Here is a 22,884-nt window from a genome sequence, read left to right as displayed (position 1 = left end):
GGCACGCCGCCGCCGGCGTCGCCGGGCGCGCCGGGGGACATGCCATGACCCGCGGCCGCAGCTGGGTGCTGCCGGTGGCCGTGCTGCTCGCACTGCTGCTCGGCCTGCTGCCGATGCCGGCGCTGCTGCAGCCGTTCCGCCCGTACTGGCTGGCGCTGGTGGTCGCGTACGGCGTGATCGAGGACCACGACAGGGTCGGCCTCGGCTTCGCGTTCTGCGTGGGGATCCTGGCCGACCTCGCGTTCGGCGGCCTGCTCGGCGAGCAGTCGCTGCGGCTGGTGGTGATGGCGTTCATCCTGCAGCGCTTCCGCACCCAGCTGCGCTTCTTCCCGATGCCGCAGCAGGCACTGGCCATCGGCGGGCTGCTGCTCAACGACCGTGTGATCAGCACCGTGCTGCATCTCGCGCTCGGCGAGCCGCTGCTGCCGCTGGCCTACTGGTGGGCGCCGCTGCTGGGCATGCTGCTGTGGGCGCCGCTGTTCCTGCTGCTGGACGCGCTGCGCATCGGCCGCGGCGTGCGGCGATGATCGGCGGCCGGGCGCGGACGCGCCTGCGCAACCCCGAAGCCGAGGCGCGGCTGTTCCGGCGCCGTGCGCTGGTCGGCTTCAGCGTGGTGGTGCTGGCGCTGGGCGGCCTGGCCGGCTGGTATTTCAAGCTGCAGGTGCTCGACCACGACGTCTACGCCAAGCGCTCGCAGGCCAACCGCATCAAGCCGCGGCCGGTGGTGCCCGGGCGCGGCCTGATCTACGACCGTACCGGGCGGATCATCGCCGACAACGTGCCGGCCTATCGCCTCGACGTGACCCCGGAGGACGCCGGCGATCCCCAGGTGCTGCTTGCCGCGCTGTCCAAGGTCGTCGCGCTGTCGCCGGAGGACATCGCCCGCTTCGAGGCCGAGCGCAGGACCACACGATCGTTCCGCGCGATCACGCTGAAGCTGCGCATCAGCGACGAGGAGGCGGCGCGCTTCGCGGTCGAGCGCTGGCGGTTCCCGGGCGTCGACCTGGTGCCGTACCTCAATCGCCGCTACCCGCAGGGCGACCTGCTTGCGCATATCGTCGGCTACGTCGGCCGCACCGACGAAAGCGACATCGTGAAGTTCGGCGAGGCGCATGCGGTGTTCACGCATACCGGGCGCACCGGCCTGGAGCGCTATTACGACGAGGCGCTGCGCGGGGTGGTCGGTTACGAGCAGGTCGAGACCAACGTGGAAGGCCGCGCGCTGGGCCGCGTCGGCATGGTGCCGGCCTCGGCGGGTGCCGACCTGCGGCTGTCGGTGGACGTGGACCTGCAGCGCGCGATGGTGCTGGCGTTCGGCGGGCTGCACGGCTCGGCGGTCGCCGTGGAACCCGCCACCGGGCAGGTGCTGGCCATGGTCAGCCTGCCGAGCTATGACCCCAACCTGTTCGTCAACGGCATCGCCAACGTCGACTACCGGCGCCTGATGGACGATCCGGCGCGGCCGCTGTTCAACCGCAACGTGCTGGGCGGCGGGCCGCCGGGGTCGACCATCAAGCCGTTCGTGGCCCTGGCAGGCGTGGACAGCGGGGTGCGCACGCCGGAAAGCCAGGTGTTCTCGACCGGCGAGTTCTTCATTCCCGGGCAGAGCCGCGGCTATCGCGACGCCGGTGCGGGCGGCGGCTGGGTCGACCTGCGCGATTCGATCTCGCGCTCGATCAACTACTACTACTACAAGCTCGCCTACGACATGGGCATCGCGCGCTTTGCCACGTACATGGCGCGCTACGGCTTCGGGCAGCCGACCGGGATCGACCTGACCGGCGAGACCAGCGGCATCGTGCCGTCGCCGGAGTGGAAGGCGTCGCGCACCAGCGAGCCCTGGTATCCCGGCGAGACCGTGATCGCCGGCATCGGCCAGGGCTACTGGGTCGCCACCGCGCTGCAGCTTGCGCGCGGCACGGCGGCCATCGCCAACGGCGGCACCCTGCATCCGCTGCGCCTGGTGGCCGAACGCCGCCTCGCCTACGACGCGCCCTGGACGCCGTTGCCGCGCCTGCCGGCGCCGGCGATCACCGACAACCCGGCACACCTGCGCGCGGTGCAGGAGGGCATGGTCAACACCATCCACGGCCGCGGCACCGCCACCGCCATGGCCCGCGGTGCCGAATACCGCATGGCCGGCAAGACCGGCACCGCGCAGAAGATCAGCCGCAAAGGCACCGCGCGCATGGATCCGCGCAGCCTGCCCTACCACCTGCGCCACCAGGCGCTGTTCGTCGGCTACGCGCCGGCCGAAGCGCCCACGATCGCGGTGGCCGTGGTGGTCGAGCACGGTGGCTACGGCGGCACCACCGCGGCACCCATCGCGCGCAAGATCTTCGACGCCTGGCTGCTGGGCACCATGCCCGAGCCGAGCCCCGGCACCGAGGCCGCGATCGACGCGCCGCCGGTGGCCACGTTCGACAGCGTGGTATCGGACGTGCTGCCCGGCGCGCAGGCGGTGGTGGTTGGCGCCCCGGCCGCCGAGGGCACGCCATGAACGTCATCCTGCGCTGGCTGCTGGACCTGCTGAAGGCCTTCGCGCGCAGCATCGACTGGATCCTGCTCGGCGCCCTGGCGGGGCTGATGGCCGCGGGGCTGGCGGTGCTGCACAGCGCCGGCGGCGGCGAGATGGTGCTGGTGAAGTCGCAGGGCGCGCGCTATGCGGTCGGCCTCGGCATCATGTGGGTACTGTCGCGCGTGCCGGTGCTGCGCCTGCGCGCTGCGGCGCCGGTGGTCTTCGCGCTGTCGCTGCTGCCGCTGGTGGCGGTGCTGTTCGTGGGCACCGGCCGCAGCGGCGCGCACTGGCTGAACCTCGGCGTGTTCTATTTCCAGCCCGCCGAGCTGCTCAAGCTCAGCCTGCCGATGGCGGTGGCCTGGTACCTCAACAGCGGCCCGATGCCGCCCGGCTTCGCGCGCACGGTCACGGCGATGGCGATCATCGGCGTGCCGACCGGACTGGTCCTGATGCAGCCCGACTTCGGCACCGCCATGCTGGTGGCGGCCAGCGGCGGATTCGCGCTGTTCCTGGCGGGCATGTCCTGGTGGTGGCTGGTGGCCGCGGCCGGCGGCGTGGCCGCGGCGGCGCCGGTGGCCTGGTACTGGCTGCTGCGGCCCTACCAGAAGGACCGCATCCTCACCTTCCTGGATCCCGAATCCGATCCGCTCGGCACCGGCTGGAACATCATCCAGTCGAAAATCGCGATCGGCTCCGGCGGCCTGCGCGGACAGGGCTGGGGCGAGGGCTCGCAGTCGCACCTGAACTACGTGCCCGAGCACACCACCGACTTCATCTTCGCGGTGCTCTCGGAGGAGTTCGGCTGGCTGGGCGTGGTCACCGTGCTGTCGCTGTACCTGGTGGTCGTGGGCCGCTGCCTGTGGATCGCGGCCGAAGCGCGCGACGGCTTCGCACGCCTGCTGGCCGGCGCGCTCGGCCTCGGGCTGTTCGTGTACGTGCTGGTCAATGGCGGGATGATCTCGGGCCTGCTGCCGGTGGTTGGCGTGCCGATGCCGCTGCTGAGTTTCGGCGGCACGGCAGCGGTCTCGCTGCTGGCCGGCATGGGCGTGGTGATGGCGGTGCATGCCAGCGGCCAGGTGCGCGCACGCCGCTGAGCCTGCAACGGGGTCTGAACGGCCCGGCCGTGGCCCGCGAGGCTGCGTGTTAACCTCGCGCCCGATGATCCGAAGCCCCCGATTCCCGATGTCCCGACCGCGTCTGTTGCCGGTCCTGGCCGCACCGCTGCTGTTCGCGGCCTGCGCTTCCACCGCCACCTCGCGCGCGCCGGTGCCGCCTGCGGCCACCACGCCGCAGGCCGCCATGGCGACCGCGCCGGGCCTGTTGCCGGCGGTGCCGCAGCCGCCGGAACGCCCGGTGGCGCCGCCCGCGGTCACCGATCCGTCGCTCCCGCTCGAGCAGCGCATCGCCGCGTTCGTCGACTACACGGCCACCACCTATGGCGTGGACCGGCAGCGGATCCGCGACGTGCTGGCCACGGCGGAGCACAAGCAGTCGATCATCGATGCGATGTCGCGCCCCGCCGAGGCCGTGCGCCCGTGGCGCGACTACCGCCCGATCTTCATCAACGATGCGCGCATCAACGGCGGGCGTGCGTTCTATGCGGAAAACCGCGCGGCGCTCGATCGCGTCGCCGCCGAGACCGGCGTGCCGGCCGAGTACATCGTCGCCATCATCGGCGTCGAGACCAGCTACGGCCGCATCACCGGCAACCACCGCGTGCTCGACGCGCTGTACACGCTGGCGTTCGGATTCCCGAAGCGCGCGCCGTTCTTCGCCGGCGAACTGGCGCAGCTGTTCGCGCTCACCGCCGAGGAGCCGCAGCTCGACCTGGGTGCGCTCAAGGGCAGCTATGCCGGCGCGATGGGCATGGGGCAGTTCATGCCGTCCAGCTACCGGCTGTGGGCGAAGGATGGCGATGGCGACGGCCAGCGCGACCTGCTCACGCACAGGCCCGACGTGTTCGCGTCCATCGCCAACTATTTCGTGGTCCACGGCTGGCAGCGCGGCGCGCCCGTGGTGGCGCGCGCCACGCGCGATGCCGCTGCGGCCGACTTCAAGCCCGACAACCTGGAGCCGGTGCATCCGCTGCCGGCGCTGGCGGCGCGCGGCTACCGGCCGCAGGCCGGGCAGCCGCTGGCCGAGGGCGCAACGCTGCTGTCCTTCGACGGCGAGGCCGGCCCCGAGTACTGGCTCGGTTACCGCAACTTCTACGTGATCAGCCGCTACAACCGCTCGCCGATGTACTCGCTGGCCGTGCACCAGCTCGCGCAGGCGATCGCCGGCCGGCCGGCGCAATGATCCGCCGGCGTGCCGCTGCCGGCTGGGGCTTCGCCGCCGCCGTGCTGCTGCTGGCCGGTTGTGCCGCAGCGCCGAAGAAGGCCGACGCGCCGGCGCCCGGTTCCGCGCCGGGCACTGCGACGCAGCCGGAAAGCGGCCGCAAGGTGTCGCCGTACGCGCCGGCCAAGGAAGATCCGTCCACGCGCGGCGACTACGTCGCCGGCGGCCTGTACAAGCCTGGCGTGCGCGACACGCTGCCCGACTACCTGCCCGACGTCGACGCCATTCCCGAGCCCGAGGTGGTCGCCGAGGCGCGCTCGCGCAGTGGCAACCGCTCGCCGTACACCGTGCTCGGCAAGTCGTACCGGGTGCTGGACGATGCCGGCGGCTTCGTCGAGCAGGGCCTGGCGTCGTACTACGGGCAGAAGTTCCACGGCCGCAAGACCTCCAACCAGGAGGTCTACGACATGTACGCGTTCACCGCGGCGCACAAGTCGCTGCCGCTGCCGAGCTTCGCCCGCGTCACCAACCTCGACACCGGCAAGTCCGTGGTGGTGCGGGTCAACGACCGCGGCCCGTTCCACGAGGGCCGGGTGATCGACCTGAGCTACGCGGCGGCGGTGAAGATCGGTGTGCATCCGCGCGGCACCGGTCGCGTCGAAGTGCGCGCGCTCAGCCCTGCGGAGAACGCACGCGATACGCGTGATACGCGGGTCGCAGTCCAGGTCGACCCTGCCACCGGCCTGCCACCGGGCGTGCGTGTCGCCACCGGCAAGCCGCAACCGGCGCAGCCCAGCGCCATCGATGGCCTGGTGCAGGCGTTGCCGGCCACGTCCGCCGCTGCCACCGCCCGTCCATCCGCCACCGCGGCCACGGCGCCTGCGGCAGGCGGGACCACGTCGGCGCCACCGGCCGCCGGTGGTGACGACTGGCGCTTCGACATGCGCCAGGACGGCAAGGCGATGAGCGCCGACGAATTCGATGCCTGGATGAAGGCGCGCCGCGCGCGCGTGGCGACAGGTCGTGCAGGTACGCCGGATCCCTATGGTTCGGCGGCGGCGGCCGCACCGGCCAAGGCAGATGCCGCACCTTCGCCGACGCCTGCCGCTGCGGCGCGCGCCGATGCCGGCGGCGTGCTGCTGCAGGTCGCCGCCTTCGGCTCGCGCGACAACGCGCAACGCGCGCTCGCGATGCTTGAACGCGCCGGCATCGCCGCCGTGCGCCTGCACGACGGCACCGCCGCCGGAAAGCCGGTGTGGCGGCTGCGCGTCGGCCCGGTTGCCAATGCCAGCGTCGCCGAACTCAGTGCCCGCGTTGCCGGTCTCGGCTTCGGCGCGCCGCACGTCGTGCGCGAGTAGACTTCTGTCCTTTGCCCCCTGTCGTCCCGGTCACGGATGGCCGTAATCCCGGAGTTCCACGCCTGATGAATGCCCACGCCGTCCGCGTCGCGCTGATCACCCTTGTTTCCACCGCCGCGCTCGGCTTTGCGTACGCCCAGAACCCGGCGCCCGCGCCGTCGCCCACGCCGCAGCAGCCGGCCGCGCTCAGCGACGAGCTGCCGGTTCCGGACGCGCCGCCGGTCACCGGTACCGCGTGGCTGCTGATGGATTACGCGACAGGCCAGGTGCTTGCGGGCCACAACGCCGACGAGCGCGTCGAACCGGCCAGCATCACCAAGGTGATGACCAGCTACGTGATCGCCGCCGAGATGAAGGCCGGCAAGGTCGGCGCCGACGACGACGTGCTGATGAGCGTCAACGCCTGGCGCACCGGCGGCGCCGGTACCGACGGCAGCTACAGCGGCTTCGAGGTCAACAAGACCGCGAAGCTGGTGGAGATGGAGAAGGGCATGGTGGTGCAGTCGGGCAACGACGCCGCCATCGCGCTGGCCGAGCACGTCGCCGGCACCGAGCAGGCGTTCGCGATGCTGATGAACGCCTACGCCAAGCGCATCGGCATGAAGAACTCCAACTTCGTCAATGCTCACGGCCTGTCCGCGCCGGAGCACTACTCCACCGCGCGCGACCTGGCGCTGCTGGGGCGCGCGCTGGCGCGCGATTTCCCGCAGGAGTACGCGTACAACAAGATCAAGGAATTCACCGTCGGGCCGATCACCCAGCGCAACCGCAACCTGCTGCTGTGGCGCGACCAGAGCGTCGATGGCATCAAGACCGGCCATCACTCGGGTGCCGGCTACTGCCTGCTGGCGTCGGCCAAGCGCGGCGACCAGCGCCTCGTCTCGGTGGTGATGGGCTCCACCAGCGAGAACCAGCGCGCCGTGGATTCGCAGGCGCTGCTCAACTGGGGGTTCCGCTTCTTCGAGACCCACAAGCTGTACGACGCGGCAAAGCCCGTGGCCACGCAGAAGGTGTGGAAGGGCCAGGTGAACGAGCTGAGCCTGGGCGTCGCGCAGCCGCTGCTGGTGAGCGTGAACCGCGGCAAGTACACCCAGCTCAAGCCGACCATGGACGTGCCCAAGACCCTGGTGGCGCCGATCGCCAAGGGCCAGGCCATCGGCACCGTGCGCGTGAGCCTGGATGGCAAGGTCGTCGCCGAAGCGCCGCTGGTGGCGCTGGAAGGCGTGGAAGAGGCCGGGTTCTTCAAGCGCCTCTGGCACGAACTGCTGATGTGGTGGCAGACGGTCTGACGCCGTCCACCCCCAGCTTCAACGCGACAGGCCGAACAGCGTCGAGTTGACCCAGCCACGGTTGCCGAGCTCGTCGTCCACCTCCCACATCAGCTCCGAGCGGTTGCCGGTGGGGTAGAGCATCATCCCGACGTCGAGCTCGCGCACCGCGCCGCCGCGGCCGTCGGCCTGCTTCAGCAGGCGCCCGGGCTTCTGCATGGTCACCGCCTGCTGGGCGTTGGCCGCCGAGGCATTGCCGGGCAGGCCGCCGAGCTGCGCGACCAGGTCGGTGTAGGCCTGCAGATAGGCCAGTGCGATCACCTGGCCGATCTCGGTGTTGGCGTAGCCGGTGGCGCCGCCACCGCCGAAGCCGCCCGAGAACAGGCCCGCGCCCGCGCCCCAGCCGAGGTCGGTCTTGCTGGCGTGGCCCTCGGTCATCGCCACCTGCTCCGAGGAGCGCATGTCGGTGACCGTCAGCACCACATCGGCGGTCTTGCGCTTGAGGTTGAGCCCGCCGACCACCGCCGCGGCGGTGCTGTTGCCGATCATCCCGCCGAGCAGGCCGCCGATGCTGTTGCCGCCCGAGTTGGCGTTCTGCGCCACCAGGTCGGGCACCAGCACGTAGTCGGCGGCGCGGATCTGGCCCTTGCCGAGGTTGGAGCCGCCGCGCAGGTCGCCGGAGGAGGCCAGCCCGCGTTCGGCCTGCATCGCGGCCATGCCCTGTCCGCGGTCGACCAGCGTGAAGCAGCGCGACTTGCTCACATAGACCTTGATCACCGCGGTGGGCGAGGCCAGCTGCTGGCCGCTCCACCAGTTGCGGCCCGGCGGCTCGGCCACCGAGATGGTGCCCAGGCTCTGCGCACAGGTCGGGATCTGGTTGGCCTGCTGCGCCCGCTGCTGCTGCGCGGTCTGCGCCTGCGCCGGCGCGGCCAGCAACAGGCCGATGGCGCACGACAGTGCGAGGGTGGCGGCCGGGGTGGCGGCACGGTGGTCGATCAACATGGCATCTCCTGCCCGAAGGCGTAGCGGTTACCGCGGAAAACGCGGGCAGGCCGTGTCGCAGGCCAGGTCCGGCGCTTGGATTTCGCGCCTCGATCCCCATAATCGCGAAATGGAGATCAAATCCGACAACCCCGAACACGGCTTCCAGTTCCCCGGTGATTTCGAGATCACCGCGGTAGGTCCCGTCACCGCGGGCCTCGAGGTCGAGGTGCCCAACCTGCTGCGCGCGGCCGGCCTGACGGTGCTGCACGAAACCGTGACCACGCGGGCCTCGAGCAGCGGCAAGTTCGCATCGATCAGGCTCAGCTTCCGCGCCAACTCGCGCGAGGAGTACGAGACCGCGCATGCGGCGCTGCGCGAGCATCCCGAGGTGAAGTGGACGCTGTAGCGGCCACGCCGCGACCAGCGCTGCTGCGCGAACTCGGCCGGCAGCCCTACGAACCGGTGTGGCGCGCGATGCAGGCGTTCACCGACCGCCGCGACGACGCGACGCCCGACGAGCTGTGGGTGGTGGAGCACGATCCGGTGTTCACCCTCGGCCAGGCCGGCAAGCCCGAACACGTGCTGCTGCCTGGCGACATTCCCGTATTGCACGTCGACCGCGGCGGCCAGGTGACCTACCACGGTCCCGGCCAGCTGGTGGTCTATCCGCTGCTCGACCTCAAGCGCCTGAAGATCGGCGTGCGCGATTACGTCTGCCGCATCGAGCAGGCGCTCATCGACACCCTGGCCGGCTGGGACATCGCCGCGGCGCGCCGCGAGGGCGCGCCTGGGGTCTACGTGGGCGACGCCAAGATCGCCGCGCTCGGCATCCGCGTGCGCCGCGGCTGCACTTTCCACGGCCTCGCGTTCAACATCGCGATGGACCTCGAGCCGTTCCGCCGCATCAACCCCTGCGGCTACGCCGGGCTCGCGGTGACCTCGGTGGTAGAATGCGGCGGTCCCGCAAGCCTCGATATCGCTGGCCCCGCGCTGGTCGCGACCCTCGCCACGCAGTTCGGCCTGGCGCCGTCAGAAGCGCCTCGAGAAGCGGTTTTTGCCACGGCCACGAGATCATGACCAACACCTCCGCCAAGTCCATCCCGCTCGCCGTCATCGCCGATGCCGGCGCGCCGTCGCTGGTGCCGGGGGTCAAGCAGGTCGCGGGCGACAAGATCGGGCGCTCGCCAGTGGAATTCGTGGACACCCCGGTGCTGCGCAAGCCGTCCTGGATCCGCGTGCGCATCCCGTCCAACGGCGCGGTTGCCGCGCTCAAGGCCAAGCTGCGCGAGAACCGCCTGGTCACGGTGTGCGAGGACGCCAGCTGCCCGAACATCCACGAGTGCTTCGGCCACGGCACCGCGACCTTCATGATCCTGGGCGACGTGTGCACGCGCCGCTGCAGCTTCTGCGACGTCGCCCACGGCCGGCCGAAGCCGCCCGACGCCGACGAGCCGCGCCGCCTGGCCGAGACCGTCGCCGACATGGGCCTGAAGTACGTGGTGGTGACCTCGGTCGACCGCGACGACCTGCGCGACGGCGGCGCCCAGCATTTTGTCGACTGCATCGCGGCGATCCGCGCGCTCACCCCGACCACCAAGGTCGAGGTGCTGACGCCGGACTTCCGCGGCAAGGGCCGCATGGACCGCGCGCTGGAGATCCTCGCGGCCAATCCGCCGGACGTGTTCAACCACAACGTCGAGACCGTGCCGGAGCTGTACCGCAACGTGCGCCCGGGCGCCGACTACCAGTGGTCATTGACCCTGCTGCAGCGCTTCAAGGCGCAGCATCCGGACGTCACCACCAAGTCGGGGATCATGCTCGGCCTCGGCGAGACCCTGGAGCAGGTGCAGGGCACCCTGCGCGACCTGCGTGCGCACGACGTGGACATGGTCACGATCGGCCAGTACCTGCAGCCCAGCGCGCATCACCACCCGGTGTTGCGCTACTGGACGCCGGAGGAGTTCAAGGCCTTCGAGGACTACGGCATGGCGCTTGGCTTCACCCACGTCGCCTCGGGGCCGCTGGTGCGCTCCTCGTACCACGCCGACCGCCAGGCCGCCGGTGCCGGCGTCGCGGGCTGAGCCCGTCGCGCCGCGGCCGCCACGGCGCTTGTTCATCGTTCACACCCATGCCCATTCCCGCGGTTAGAGTGGGTTTGCGCCTTCCCGATGCAACTTCCAGCACTGTCCCCGGCCCCAAGGGCAGGCGATCGTGGCCCAGGCGCCACCCCGCAGCGACGCGAGCAACGAGCGAGTACGAATGAAAGCCAGGCAAGCCATTTCCATCTCCGCGATCGTCCTCGCACTCGCCACCCCGCTGGCGCTGATGGCGCGCGCCGACGGCGGCGCCATCCCGGCCGCGCCGACCGCCGACCACGCGACCACGTCGAAGCTGGTCTACGGCCTGCTCTCCGACAGCCGCTACGCCTACCGCCCGCGTGCGCTCGACGCGGCGATGTCGGCTGACATCTTCAAGCGTTACCTGGAATCGCTCGACGGCAACAAGCTGTTCCTCTCGGCCGGCGACGTCGCGCGCTTCGCGCGCTACGAGCCGCGCATGGGCGATGCCGTCCGCCAGGGCGACGTGGGCCCGGCCTTCGAGATCTTCGCCCTGTACAAGCAGCGCGTCGACGAGCGCGTGGCGTACGCGCGCGGCCTGCTGAAGCAGGACATCTTCGATTTCAGCAGCGACGAACGCTGGTACTACGACCGCGAGGACGCGCCCTGGGCGGCCGATGGCGCCGAGCTCGACGGCCTGTGGCAGAAGTCGGTGCGCAACGACTGGCTGCGCCTGACCCTGGCCGGCAAGAGTGCCGCCGAGATCCGCACCACGCTCGACAAGCGCTACGCCAACATCGCCTCCAGCATCGCCCAGCTCAACGGCGAGGACGCGTTCCAGAGTTTCCTCAACGCCTATACCGCGTCGATCGACCCGCATACCGACTACTTCAACCCGCGCACCGCCAAGCTGTTCACGCAGAGCATGTCGCTGTCGCTGGAAGGCATCGGCGCGCAGCTGCAGCGGCAGGACGACGTGGTGGTGATCCGCGAGCTGATCCCCGGCGGGCCGGCAGCGACCAGCAACAAGTTCACGCCCGGCGACCGCATCGTCGCTGTCGGCCAGGGCACGAGCGGGCCGATGGAGGACGTGATCGGCTGGCGCATCGATGATGTCGTCGAGAAGATCAAGGGCAAGGCCGGCACCCAGGTGCGCCTGGACGTGGTGCCGGTGGAGGCCGTGCTCGACAGCGCGCCGGTGCGGATCACCCTGACGCGCGCCAAGGTGCGCCTCGAGGAGCAGGCGGCCAAGTCCAAGATGCTCGACATCCCGGGCGTCGATGGCGCTCCCGCCAAGCGCATCGGCGTGATCGAGCTGCCGGCGTTCTACCAGGACTTCGAAGGCCGCCGCAGCCGCGATGGCGACTATGCGTCGGCCACGCGCGACGTGGCGCGCATCCTCGGCGAGTTCCGCGGCAAGGCGGTCGATGGCGTGGTGCTCGACCTGCGCAGCAACGGCGGCGGTTCGCTGAACGAGGCGGTCGAGCTGACCGGCCTGTTCATCGACCAGGGCCCGGTGGTGCAGGTGCGCGAATCCGGTGGCCGCGTCAGCGTGGAAGCGGACCGCAAGGCCGGTGTGTCGTGGGACGGCCCGCTCGCGGTGCTCGTCAACCGCGGCTCGGCCTCGGCCTCGGAAATCGTCGCCGGCGCCATCCAGGACTACGGCCGCGGGCTGGTGATCGGCGAAACCACCTTCGGCAAGGGCACGGTGCAGAACCTGGTCGACCTCGACCGCTGGCCGGCCAACGAAGGCAAGCGCTACGGCCAGGTCAAGCTGACCATCGCGCAGTTCTTCCTGCCGGGTGGCAGCAGCACGCAGAACAAGGGCGTGGTGCCCGACATCAGCTTCCCGGTGACGGTCGACGCCAGCGTGTTCGGCGAGAGCACCTACGACAACGCGCTGCCGTGGACGCGCATCGCCGCCGTGCCGCACACGCGCTACGGCAACTTCGCCTCGCTGCTGCCGCGGCTGGATGCGCTGCACACCGCGCGCGTGGCGAAGGACCACGAGTTCCGCTGGTTCTCGCAGGACGTGGCCGAGTTCCGTGCCGAATCCGAAAAGAAGTACATCTCGCTCAACGTGGCCGAGCGCCGCGCCGAGCGCGACCGCCAGGACGCCAAGCGCAAGGAGCGCCAGGCCGAGCGCCAGCGCCTGGGCCTGCAGCTCGACCCGCTGGCCGACATCGACAGCGACGACGGCCTGACCGCGAACGAGCGCGACATCGCCAAGGACACCGCGCGCGAAGCCGCCGCGGAGAAGCGCCCGGATCCGCTGCTGCGCGAGTCGGCGGCGATCCTGGCCGATGCGGTGCGCCTGCTCGATGCCGACCGCAAGCTTTCGGCCACGGTGCTGCCGGAGTCGACCGGTCCGGGGCTCTGGGCGCGCTGAAACGCGCCCCGCGCTCCGGCGCGGCATGAGCCCGCAGCGCCGGGCCATGGGTCACGATTCGCGCCACCATTCCGTGGTTGGTCCGCAGTGATGCGGGCCCCGCGGCTGCCCGCGGCGTAGAATCCCCGCACGCCGCCAGGTCCGTCCGGGCCGCGTTCCCTCCCGATACCTCTACGCCCTGGACATTGCGATGGGTGCTGCCCCGTTTCCGGCTCCACGCAACGCCACCGGGCCGTCCGTCGTGCTCGCGCTCGCGGCGGTGTACCTCGTGTGGGGCTCCACGTACCTGGCGATCCGCTTCGCGCTGGAAGGTGGCTATCCGCCGCTGCTGATGGCGGGCGTGCGCTTCCTCGCCGCCGGTGGCGTGTTCTACGCATTCCTGCGCCTGCGCGGCGTGCCCGCGCCGACGCGCGCGCAATGGCGCGATCTCGGCGTGATGGGCCTGCTGCTGCTGGGGCTGGGCAACGGCATGGTGTGCATCGCGCAGCAGACGGTGTCGTCCGGCCTGGCGGCGGTGGCCGTGGCCTCGGCACCGCTGTGGATCGCGCTGTTCGCCAGCCTGCGCGGAGAACGGCCGACGCGGCTGGAACTCTTCGGGCTGGGCATCGGCTTTGTCGGCGTGCTCTGGCTCAACGCCGGCAGCTCGCTCACCGGATCGCCGCAGGGCATGCTGGCGCTGCTGATCGCGCCGCTGGCATGGGCCTGGGGCTCGGTGTGGAGCCGCGGCCGCGCGTTGCCGACGCCCTTCATGGCGGCAGCCGGTCAGATGCTCTGCGGCGGCGTGCTGATGCTGGTCGCAGGCCTCGTGTTCGGCGAGCGCATCACGGCCATGCCAACGCCGAAGGCGAGCGCGGCGCTGGCCTACCTCGCGGTGTTCGGCTCGATCATCGGCTTCACCGCCTATGCCTGGCTGCTGCAGAACGTGCGCACCACGCTGGCCAGCAGCTATGCCTACGTCAATCCGGTGATCGCGGTGCTGCTCGGCACGTGGCTGGCGGCGGAACGCTTCAGTGGCCATGACATCGGGGCCATGGTGGTGATCCTGGGCGGCGTGGTGGTGATCACCGTGGGCAAGGCGCTGCGCGCGCGTCCACGCGCGCCAGCCGCCGCAGCGGCGGCCGGCGAAACGCAGCCGTGAGCCGGCTCGACAGCAAGGGCGTGTGGATGGCCGTCGGCGCGTTCGTGCTGTGGGGCGTCATGCCGCTCTACTGGCACCTGCTCAAGATGGTGCCGTCGCTGCAGATCGTCCTGCACCGGATCGTGTGGAGCGCGGTGCTGGTGGCCGCCTGGCTGTTCTGGAAGCAGGGCGGTGGCTGGTTGCGCGCGGTGCTCGCGCAGCCGCGGCTTGCGGGGATGCTCGCGGCCAGCGGCGTGCTGATCGCGTTCAACTGGGGGCTGTACATCTGGGCGGTCAATGCCGGCCATGTCATCGAGACCAGCCTCGGCTACTTCATCAATCCGCTGCTCAACGTGGTGATCGGCGTGGTGTTCCTGCGCGAGCGCCTCAACCCCGTGCAGTGGGTTTCGGTGGCGATCGCCGCCGCGGGCGTCGCCTGGCTGACCTTCAACTACGGCAGCTTCCCGTGGATCGCGCTGACGCTGGCAAGTTCGTTCGCGCTGTACGGCGTGATCCGCAAGTTCGCCGCGATCGATGCGGTCGCCGGCCTGGGCGTGGAAAGCGCCTACCTGTTCCTGCCGGCGCTCGCGGCACTGGCCTGGTTCGAATTCCAGGGCACCGGTGGCTTCATCGGCGGCTGGGGGGCGGGCGTGGACCTGCTGCTGGTGCTCGGCGGCGCGCTGACCGCGCTGCCGCTGGTGGGGTTCGCGTACGCGGTGCGGCGCGTGCCGCTGTCGATGGTGGGCGTGCTGCAGTACATCGCGCCGACGCTGCAGTTCCTGATCGGGCTGCTGGTGTTCCAGGAACACTTCGACCGCGACCGTGCGATCGGCTTCGCGCTGATCTGGGCGGCGCTGGCGGTGTTCATGATCGATGGCATCCGGCGCGCGCGCCGGAGCGGCCGCGCATGACCGGCGCAGGTTACGACCTCGCCGTCATTGGCGGCGGCGCCGCGGGCGCGCTGGTGGCGATGCACTGCCTGGCGCGCGACCCGGGCATGCGCATCGCCATCATCGAGCCGCGCGCGACGCTGGCGCGCGGGGTGGCGTATTCGACCACCCGCGACGAGCACCTGCTCAACGTCACCGCCGATCGCATGGGCTGGCACGCGGCGATGCAGGGCGACTTCGTGGCATGGCTGCAGGCCGTGGATGGCGAGGGCGCCGCGGACGTGGGCCACGACTTCATGCCGCGCCGCCGCTTCGGCGACTACCTCGCCGCGCGCCTCGCCGAAGCCGCGGCCAGCGGTGCTGTGGTGCACGTGCACGCGCGGGCGGTGGCCTGCGAGGACGGCGGGCGCACGGTGGTGCTGGCGTCGGGCGAGCGCCTGCATGCGGCGGTGTGCGTGTTCGCCACCGGCAACGCGTCGCGCCCGCTGCCGTTGTCCGTGCCGGCGGAGATCGCGGCGCGGGTCTGCGAAGCCTGGGACCTGGCGGCGATCGCCGCGATCCCGGCGGATGCCCGTGTCGCCATCGTCGGCACCGGGCTGAGCATGGTCGACATCGTGCTGGCGCTGCGCGGGCAGGGACATCGCGGCCCGGTCATCGCGCTGTCGCGGCACGCGCTGCTGCCGCTGCCGCACGAGCCCACGCACATGGCGCTCGATGTCGACATCGATGCGCTCGCCGCGCTGCCGCTGCGCGCACGCATGCGCCGGCTGCGCGCGCTGGCCACGGAGGCGACAGCCGCCGGCCTGCCGTGGCAGGGCGTGATGCAGGCGCTGCGCCCGCACGGCGTGCGGCTGTGGAAGTCGCTGTCGCCCGCCGACCAGGCGCGCTTCCTGCGCCACGTGGTGCGCGGCTGGGACGTGCACCGCCACCGCATCGCGCCGCAGGTCGTGGAGGCGCTCGAGGCGATGCGCGCCGACGGACAGCTGCGGGTCGAGGCCGCACGGCTGGCGGCGATCACGGCGGACGGCGACGGCGTCGCACTGCACGCGGTGGCGCAGGGCGGAAAGCCGGCGCGCCATTGGCAGGTGGACCGCGTGGTCAATGCCACCGGCATCCAGTCGCGGTTCCCGGTGGCGGACGATGCGCTGCAGGCGTCGCTGCTCTCCGCGGGGCTCGCGCGACCGGGTCCGTTCGGCCTCGGCGTGGATGTCGATGGCGACGGCGCACTGCGCGACCGCGACGGCAGTACCGCCGCGGCGCTGTTCGCGATCGGCAGCCTGCGCATCGGCGCGGAGTGGGAAAGCATCGCCGTGCCCGACCTGCGCCTGCAGGCGGCACGCATCGCCGCCCGGCTCAGGCCCGCAGCGCGATCCAGCTGATCGCCGCGGTGCCGGCGACTGCGATCGCGACGCCCGCATTGCGCCAGTTCCGCGCCCTCCGGCGCAGCCGGCGCACGCGTTCGTCGTTGACGGCGCGGGCCTCGGCGATCAGCGGCGCCGCTTCCGCCTCGGCGCGCGCGTAGGCCTTGCGGTCCTCGCGCGCCTCGGCGGCGAGCGCGGCATCCTCGTAGACCTCGAACGCGCGCCGCTGCAGGTCCAGCAGGCGCGCCTCCAGCTCCGCGTTCGACAGCGCGTGGAGGTCGCCGCCGGTCATGCCGCGCGCAGGGCGTCGGTCACCGGCATGGTCGCCGCGCGCAGCGCCGGGAACAGGCCGCCGACGAAGCCAATCGCCAGCGCCCACTTCAGGCCCTCCCAGAGCAGGGCGGGCGACACCTTGAACTCGAACGTGAGCTGGGCGACGCCGCCGGCGAGCGTCGATGCCGTGTAGCCGTTGAACACCAGCCAGGCGATCGCGCCGCCGAGGGCGCCGCCAAGTGCCGCCAGCAGCATCGTCTCCAGCAGCACCGCGACCACGACCGGCACGCCGCGGAAGCCGATCGCGCGCAGCGTGGCGATCTCGCGTGCACGCGAGGCGACGCTGGCAAACATGGTGTTGAGCGCGCCGAACACCGCGCCGATCGCCATGATCGAGCCGACCACGATGCCGATGATGCGCAGCACTTTCGACACCCCTTCGGACTGGCCCTGGAAATAGTCGAGCGTGGTCTTCGCCTCGACCTGCAGGCGCGGGTCGGCGGCCAGCGTGGCCTTGAAGGCGTTGAAGGCGGACGGCGCGGACAGGCGCGCGAACACCGAGGCCCGGCTGCTGCCGCGACCGTAGGTGGCGGCCACGACTTCGGCATCGGCCCAGACCTCCGACTCCATCGAATCGCCCGACTCGAACACGCCCACCACCGTCCACGGCTGGCTGCCCAGGCGCAGCTCGCTGCCGGGGTCGAGGCCGGTGAACTGGCGGCGCGCGCCCTTGCCGACCACCAGCTCGCGCTTGCCGGGTTCGAAGCGCCGTCCCTCGACGATCTTCATGCCCGGCCGCACCGCCCACGCCATGTCGCCGACGCCGCGCAGCTGCACGCTGCCATCCTCGTCGGCGGCGCCGCCGCGGACCGGCAGGTTGGCCGCCACCACCAGCTCCGGCGAGGCCATCGGCCGGCCTTCGGCGTCACGCGCGATCTCCGGGGCGCGCTCGATGGTGGTGATGGCGTCGCGCGTCATCACCGACATCAGCTCCGCCGACGAGCCGCCGCGCAGCACGATCGCGGTCTGCTCGTCGCCGCTGCTGCTGACCGTGTGCCGGTAGCCCTCGGCCATCGCCAGCAGCGCCACCAGCACGCCGACCACGCCGGCGATGCCCACGATCACCACCGATGACGAGCCGAGGCGCTGCGACAGCGTGCTGACCCCGACCATCGTCACCGAAGCGGCCTGCCGGCCGCTGCGGGCCAGCAGCATCCACAGTGCGAAGGCGGCGGCCACGCCGAGCAGCGCCCACCACGGCAGGAAGATCCACGCGGCGAGCACGAGGGCGATCAGCAGGACCAGGCCGGCGGCGCGGAGTACCTTCATCAAACGATTCATCTGCATGTCCTCGGGAAGGGCCTTCAACGGCCCGCGAGGGCGTCGACGATGTTCAGGCGCATGGCGCGGATCGCCGGCAGCGCGCCCACCAGCAGGCCGATCGCCAGCATCAGCGCCAGGCCCAGCATCCAGCTCTGCAGGCCCACCGGTGGCAGGCTGATCATGCCGCCGCTGCCGGCCGAGGCCGCGGGCCCGATCACCGCCGCAAGGGCGAGGCCCAGCACCCCGCCGATGACCACGATCAGCATCGATTCCGCCAGCACCATGCACAGCACGCTGCTGCTGGAGAAGCCGATCGTCTTCAGCACCGCGAGTTCCGAGGTGCGCTCGCGCACCGCCTGCGCCATGGTGTTGCCGGTGAGCAACAGCAGGGTGAAGAACACCGCGCCCATGATCGAGCCCACGATCAGGCCGATGTCGGCCATCTGCTTGAGCTGCGAGGCCATCGCCGCCTGTTCGCTCATCGACTTGGTCTCGTGCGGCGAGTTGGCGGACAGCGCGTCGATCGCCCTGGCCGCCGCGTCGCTGCGGCGCACGTCGGAGACGCGGCTGATGTACCAGCCGACGTCGCCGTCGACATACGGCGTTGATTCCTCGAAGTAGTCGTAGTGCATCAGGATCAGCGATTCGGTGAAGCCGGCGCTCTTCTTGTCCTTGGCACGCAGCACGCCGACGATGTCGAACGCCCAGTCCAGGCTGCCGTCGCTGTTGGGGAAGATGCTCGACTGCAGCGGCACGCGCTGCCCGACCTTCCAGTCGAAGCGCTTCATCATGGTCTCGCCGACCAGCATGCCGGTGCGGTTGCGCTTCCAGGCCTCGACCTCGGCCGGATCCACCAGGATCTCGGGATAAAGGTCCAGGTAGTTCGGCGCCACCGCGAACGTGAACAGCTGGTTCTTCGGTCCCTGGTAGGTGCCGCCGAACCAGTTGGCGTAGGTCACTGCTTCGATGTTGTCGATGTTGGCGATGCGCCCCTGCAGCGAGATCGGCAGGGTCTCGATGAAGGACAGCTTCGACGCCGTCTGCAGGCGCTGCGCGCCGTCGGCGTTCTGGCCGAGCTGGGCGAAGCTCGAGCGGATGCCGTCGAGCAGGCCGAACAGCAGGAACGCGGCCACGATCGAGGCGAGCGTCAGGAAGGTACGGGTCTTGCGCCGGAACAGCGCGGCCCAGACCAGGTGGAAGTACTTCATGTCGGCCTCCTCCGGTCGTGCTTCAGGCCGCGTGCGACTGCTGTTCGACAAGGGTGCCCTTGTCGAGGTGCAGGGTGTGGCTGGCGTATTCGGCCGCCTTCGGGTCGTGGGTGACCATGACGATGGTCTTGCCGTGCGTGCGGTTGAGCTCCTGCAGCAGGCCGAGGATGTCTTCGGCCGACTGGCGGTCGAGGTCGCCGGTCGGCTCGTCGCAGATCAGGATCGTCGGGTCGGAGACGATCGCGCGCGCGATCGCCACGCGCTGCTGCTGGCCGCCGGAGAGCTCGGCCGGCTTGTGCGAGGTGCGGTCGGACAGGCCGACAAGCTCGAGCGCGATCTGCGCGTTGCGCTTGCGCTGCGCTGCGCCGAGCCTGGTCAGCAGCAGCGGCAGCTCGACGTTCTTCTGCGCGGTCAGCGCAGGCATCAGGTTGTAGAACTGGAACACGTAGCCGACGTTGCGGCTGCGCCAGGTCGCCAGCTGGCCCGCGCCCATGCTATCGATCCGCTGGCCGTCGATCTCGATCTCGCCGCCGCTGGGCGCATCGAGCCCGCCGATGAGGTTGAGCAGCGTGGTCTTGCCCGAGCCCGACGGCCCCATCAGGGCGACGAAATCGCCCGAGGCGATGTCCAGGTCCAGGCCGTGCAGCACCTCGACCTTTTCCGGGCCGCGCTGGTAGGACTTGGTGAGGTTGCGGATCGATACCAGGGTGGTCATGGCCATGCCTCGTGGTGGTTGCAAGGGTGTCGTGGTCAGTCGTTGGCGATGCGCAGCCGGTCGCCGTCGCGCAGGTCGGCCGGCGGGTCGAGCACGACGGTTTCGCCGGGTGCGAGCCCGGACAGCACCTGGCGGTCGCCGCCGCTGCGCCCCGCGACGGTGCGGATCGTGCGCAGTTCGGCGCGGTCCTCGGCGGCGACCACGAAGGCGACGTCGCCGCCGTCGCGCGCAGCGATCGCCGCGGCCGGTACGCGCACGCCGCGCGGCTGATCCGCTGCCGCATCGGGTGCGCGTTCCAGGAAGCTCACGGTCACGCCCATGTCCGGCACGATCCGCGGGTCCTTCTCCTTCAGCGCCACGCGCACCTTGACCGTGGCCTTGCCGCGGTCGGCGGTGGGGATGATGGCGATTACTTCCGCCGGGATCTTCCAGTCCGGATAGGCATTGAGCGTGGCTTCGACCGGCATGGCCGGCTGCACGCGACCGATGTAGGCCTCGCCGACGTCGACTTCGACTTCCAGCGAGTCCATGTCGACGATGGTGCCGATGCCGGTGCGGGTGAAGCCGCCACCGGCCGACAGCGGCGACACGATCTCGCCAGGCTGCGCCGCCTTGGCGATCACCACGCCGGCGAACGGCGCGCGCACGATGGTGTTGTCGACGCCGATGCCGCTGATCCGCAGCTGTTCGCCGGCGACCTGCGCGTTGCGCTGCGCGGTGGCGAGCTGCGCGCGCAGCGAATCGCGCTGTGCGATGGCCTGTTCGTACTGCGCGCGCGACACCAGCTGCTGCTGCACCAGCGACGACAGCCGCCGCGCATTCGCTTCGGCTTCGACCAGCTGCGCGCGGACGCCGCCGGCCTGGCTGCGCGCGGCACCGAGCTGCGCCTGCGACAGGTCGCGCTGCGCGTCTGCATCGATCGGGTCGAGGGTCGCCATGACCTCGCCTTCGGCCACGCGCTGGCCTTCCTCGATCAGCACCTCGCGCACGCGGCCGGTGATCTTCGATGACACGGTCGCCATGCGCCGCGCCACCACGTAGCCGCTGGCATCGAGCACCGAAGCCGCGGTGCTGCCGCCGCCCGCGGCGGCGACCACCGGCGCGGTCTGCACTTCGATGCCGCGGTCGCGCGCGAGGAACGCCCACGCCGCGCCGGCCACCAGCAGCACCGCTGCGGCGACGGCCACGGCGATCCACAGCCCGCGCCGCGATGGCGGCGGTGGCGCGTTGCGGTCGATCCTCAATTCCCTGAGCAGGTCGGCGTTGGTGTTCATATGGTCATCTGGACGGAGGGACGCTGCGGAGTGTGACCGAGTGTGTCCGCCGCAGGATGCGATGTCAGGTGACGTCTGTCACCCGCGATCCCTGACCGGCGCGACTGCCGGCCAGCGCGCATGGCGACGAACATGGCGCCGTCCAATCGCCGGGGTTCACCGCATGCACCAGTCCGATCACGCGCCACTCGCCCAACTGCAGGGCGCGGGCAAGCGCTATGGCACGGTCGTCGCGCTCGACGGCGTCGATCTCGACCTGCATCGCGGCCAGGTGCTCGCCCTGCTCGGCGCCAACGGCGCCGGCAAGACCACGGCGATCTCGCTGCTGCTCGGCCTGCTGCAGCCGGATGCAGGCCAGGCGCGGCTGTTCGGGCGCTCGCCGCAGGACCTCGCGGCGCGCCAGGGCATCGGCGTGATGCTGCAGGCCGGCGCGATCGCCGACACGCTCGCCGTCGGCGAACTGCTCGACCTGACGCGCAGCTATTACCCCGCGCCGCGCAGCGTGGCCGACTGCGTCGCCATCGCCGGGCTCGACGGCCTGCTCAAGCGCCGCTACGGCAAGCTCTCCGGCGGCCAGCAGCGTCGCGTGCAGTTCGCACTCGCCATCTGCGGCGCGCCGCGCGTGCTGTTCCTCGACGAGCCCACCACCGGCCTCGACATCGAAGCACGCCAGGGCCTCTGGCGCGGCCTGCGCGATCTCGTCGCCGGGGGCACCTCGGTGCTGCTGACCACGCATTACCTGGAAGAGGCCGAGGCGCTGGCCGATCGCGTGGTGGTGCTGGCCGATGGCCGCGTGGTGGCCAGCGGCAGTCTTGATGAAGTGCGCGCACGCGTCGACCAGCGCCGCATCCGCTGCACCACCACGGTCGATGCCGAGGAGGTGGCGCGCTGGCCGCGGGTTCGTGCCGTGCATCGCGATGGCGGACGCCTGGAGGTGGTGGCCGACGTGGCCGAGGACGTGGTGCGTGGCCTGCTCGCCGCCGATCCGGCGCTGTCCGGGCTCGACGTCAGCCGCGCCGGCCTCGCCGAGGCCTTCCTGGAAATCACCCGCGACACGTCGCTCAAGGACGCCGCGTGATGCATGCCATGGTCGAGGTTCCAGCGGCCGCCCGCCGCCACCCGCTGCTGAAGAGCCACGTGCTGGAAGCGAAGTACGAGTTCCTGCGCATGCTGCGCACGCCGATGTTCGCGCTGCCCACGCTGCTGTTCCCGGTGATGTTCTACCTGCTGTTCGGGGTAGCGATGAACCGCGGCGACGGCAGTGCCGCGCAGCACATGCTGGCCACCTATGGCGTGTTCGGCGTGATGGGCGCCGCGCTGTTCGGCTTCGGCGTGACCGTGGCGATGGATCGCGCGCAGGGGCTGCTGGCGCTCAAGCGCGCGCTGCCCATGCCGCCCGGCGCGTGGCTGCTGGCGAAGATGGCGATGGCGCTGCTGTTCTCGGCGATCGTCGCACTGCTGCTGGCCGTGATCGCAGCCACCCTGGCCGGGGTCTCGCTTGCACCCGGGCAGTGGGCACTGCTGTGGCTGGTGCACGTGGCCGGCGCGCTGCCGTTCTGCGCCATCGGGCTGTACATCGGCACCGTGGCCGGCGGTTCCGCCGCGCCGGTGGTGGTCAACCTGCTGTACCTGCCGATGTCGTTCCTGTCCGGACTGTGGCTGCCGCTGGCGATGCTGCCGGACGCGCTGGCCCGGCTGGCGCCGGTGTGGCCTTCCTACCATCATGGCCAGCTTGCGCTGAAGGTGGTGGGCATGGATGCGGGCCAGCCGGTGGCGCTGCACCTCGGCGTGCTGGCGGTGGTCGCGATCGGATTTTTCGTCCTTGCCCGTGCGCGCCTCGCGCGCTGCGGCTGATGCTTCACCGTTCGCCAC

General features: G+C 71.1%; 21 protein-coding genes. 15 read left to right on the top strand and 6 right to left on the bottom strand.

The features are described 5' to 3' along the window. The first annotated feature begins 44 nt into the window (after window positions 1-44). The 6 genes from mreD to JGR64_RS12175 all read left to right on the top strand — a co-directional run bounded on the left by mreD (window position 45) and on the right by JGR64_RS12175 (window position 7,442). The gene (mreD, locus tag JGR64_RS12200; RefSeq protein WP_199373655.1) at window positions 45-527 is read left to right on the top strand and encodes a rod shape-determining protein MreD; all 483 of its coding nucleotides are present in this window, start codon (window positions 45-47) and stop codon (window positions 525-527) included. Further along, window positions 524-2,500, top strand: coding sequence for a penicillin-binding protein 2 (gene mrdA, locus JGR64_RS12195; protein ID WP_199373653.1), 1,977 nt, complete (start codon window positions 524-526; stop codon window positions 2,498-2,500). Before mreD ends, mrdA begins: the two co-directional genes overlap by 4 nt. Further along, window positions 2,497-3,612, top strand: coding sequence for a rod shape-determining protein RodA (gene rodA / locus JGR64_RS12190; protein ID WP_199373651.1), 1,116 nt, complete (start codon window positions 2,497-2,499; stop codon window positions 3,610-3,612). The genes mrdA and rodA overlap by 4 nt, the downstream gene beginning before the upstream one ends. An 88-nt stretch (window positions 3,613-3,700) precedes the next feature. Next, window positions 3,701-4,816, top strand: coding sequence for a lytic murein transglycosylase B (mltB, locus tag JGR64_RS12185; protein ID WP_199373649.1), 1,116 nt, complete (start codon window positions 3,701-3,703; stop codon window positions 4,814-4,816). Further along, window positions 4,813-6,153: a septal ring lytic transglycosylase RlpA family protein gene (locus tag JGR64_RS12180; protein WP_199373647.1), complete on the top strand. Its 1,341-nt coding sequence runs from the start codon at window positions 4,813-4,815 to the stop codon at window positions 6,151-6,153. The genes mltB and JGR64_RS12180 overlap by 4 nt, the downstream gene beginning before the upstream one ends. Window positions 6,154-6,218: 65 nt before the next feature. Continuing rightward, entirely contained in the window at window positions 6,219-7,442 is a 1,224-nt protein-coding gene (locus tag JGR64_RS12175) for a D-alanyl-D-alanine carboxypeptidase family protein (protein WP_199373645.1), read from the top strand. Window positions 7,443-7,460: 18 nt separating this feature from the next. Here JGR64_RS12175 and JGR64_RS12170 read toward each other — a convergent pair whose 3' ends face one another. Next, the gene (locus tag JGR64_RS12170) at window positions 7,461-8,423 is read right to left on the bottom strand and encodes a CsgG/HfaB family protein (RefSeq protein WP_199373643.1); all 963 of its coding nucleotides are present in this window, start codon (window positions 8,421-8,423) and stop codon (window positions 7,461-7,463) included. Window positions 8,424-8,532: 109 nt separating this feature from the next. Between JGR64_RS12170 and JGR64_RS12165 the strand changes: the two genes are divergently transcribed. From JGR64_RS12165 to JGR64_RS12135, 7 genes are all read left to right on the top strand, one after another. Then, window positions 8,533-8,811, top strand: coding sequence for a DUF493 family protein (locus JGR64_RS12165; RefSeq protein WP_199373641.1), 279 nt, complete (start codon window positions 8,533-8,535; stop codon window positions 8,809-8,811). After that, window positions 8,799-9,482 (top strand): lipoyl(octanoyl) transferase LipB, encoded by a 684-nt coding sequence (gene lipB / locus JGR64_RS12160; protein WP_199373639.1) that lies wholly within the window; start codon window positions 8,799-8,801, stop codon window positions 9,480-9,482. The genes JGR64_RS12165 and lipB overlap by 13 nt, the downstream gene beginning before the upstream one ends. Next, window positions 9,479-10,486, top strand: a complete 1,008-nt coding sequence (lipA, locus tag JGR64_RS12155; RefSeq protein WP_199373637.1) for a lipoyl synthase — start codon at window positions 9,479-9,481, stop codon at window positions 10,484-10,486. Before lipB ends, lipA begins: the two co-directional genes overlap by 4 nt. Before the next feature lie 178 nt (window positions 10,487-10,664). Next, window positions 10,665-12,851, top strand: coding sequence for a carboxy terminal-processing peptidase (locus JGR64_RS12150; RefSeq protein WP_199373635.1), 2,187 nt, complete (start codon window positions 10,665-10,667; stop codon window positions 12,849-12,851). A gap of 190 nt (window positions 12,852-13,041) precedes the next feature. Further along, window positions 13,042-13,989: a drug/metabolite exporter YedA gene (gene yedA, locus JGR64_RS12145; RefSeq protein WP_199373633.1), complete on the top strand. Its 948-nt coding sequence runs from the start codon at window positions 13,042-13,044 to the stop codon at window positions 13,987-13,989. A gap of 26 nt (window positions 13,990-14,015) precedes the next feature. Continuing rightward, window positions 14,016-14,879, top strand: coding sequence for an EamA family transporter RarD (gene rarD, locus JGR64_RS12140; protein WP_199374344.1), 864 nt, complete (start codon window positions 14,016-14,018; stop codon window positions 14,877-14,879). Continuing rightward, the gene (locus JGR64_RS12135; RefSeq protein ID WP_199373631.1) at window positions 14,876-16,237 is read left to right on the top strand and encodes an FAD/NAD(P)-binding protein; all 1,362 of its coding nucleotides are present in this window, start codon (window positions 14,876-14,878) and stop codon (window positions 16,235-16,237) included. Before rarD ends, JGR64_RS12135 begins: the two co-directional genes overlap by 4 nt. On the opposite strand, the gene JGR64_RS12130 is transcribed toward JGR64_RS12135, so the two are convergent. Genes JGR64_RS12130 through JGR64_RS12110 form a run of 5 tightly spaced genes read right to left on the bottom strand, consistent with a single transcriptional unit; the run spans window position 16,212 to window position 21,012 of the window. After that, a complete protein-coding gene (locus JGR64_RS12130; protein ID WP_199373629.1) occupies window positions 16,212-16,511 on the bottom strand; it encodes a hypothetical protein in 300 nt (99 codons plus the stop codon). The two genes, JGR64_RS12135 and JGR64_RS12130, sit on opposite strands and share 26 nt — an antisense overlap. Then, window positions 16,508-17,821: an ABC transporter permease gene (locus JGR64_RS12125; protein WP_233348202.1), complete on the bottom strand. Its 1,314-nt coding sequence runs from the start codon at window positions 17,819-17,821 to the stop codon at window positions 16,508-16,510. Before JGR64_RS12125 ends, JGR64_RS12130 begins: the two co-directional genes overlap by 4 nt. 35 nt (window positions 17,822-17,856) lie before the next feature. Continuing rightward, on the bottom strand, window positions 17,857-19,023 hold the full coding sequence (locus JGR64_RS12120) for an ABC transporter permease (RefSeq protein WP_199373625.1): 1,167 nt from the start codon (window positions 19,021-19,023) through the stop codon (window positions 17,857-17,859). A gap of 22 nt (window positions 19,024-19,045) precedes the next feature. Beyond that, window positions 19,046-19,738: an ABC transporter ATP-binding protein gene (locus JGR64_RS12115; RefSeq protein WP_199373623.1), complete on the bottom strand. Its 693-nt coding sequence runs from the start codon at window positions 19,736-19,738 to the stop codon at window positions 19,046-19,048. Between the two features lie 35 nt (window positions 19,739-19,773). Then, entirely contained in the window at window positions 19,774-21,012 is a 1,239-nt protein-coding gene (locus JGR64_RS12110) for an efflux RND transporter periplasmic adaptor subunit (protein ID WP_199373622.1), read from the bottom strand. Between the two features lie 163 nt (window positions 21,013-21,175). Here JGR64_RS12110 and JGR64_RS12105 point away from each other — a divergent pair, with 163 nt between their 5' ends. Further along, entirely contained in the window at window positions 21,176-22,090 is a 915-nt protein-coding gene (locus JGR64_RS12105; RefSeq protein WP_199373621.1) for an ABC transporter ATP-binding protein, read from the top strand. Continuing rightward, on the top strand, window positions 22,090-22,866 hold the full coding sequence (locus tag JGR64_RS12100) for an ABC transporter permease (protein WP_199373620.1): 777 nt from the start codon (window positions 22,090-22,092) through the stop codon (window positions 22,864-22,866). Before JGR64_RS12105 ends, JGR64_RS12100 begins: the two co-directional genes overlap by 1 nt. Window positions 22,867-22,884: the final 18 nt, after the last annotated feature.

The organism is Luteimonas sp. MC1572 (assembly GCF_016615815.1).
Lineage (GTDB): Bacteria > Pseudomonadota > Gammaproteobacteria > Xanthomonadales > Xanthomonadaceae > Luteimonas.
The sequence above is the reverse complement of the archived record's forward strand: the minus strand, read 5'-3'. Positions and strand labels throughout refer to the sequence as shown.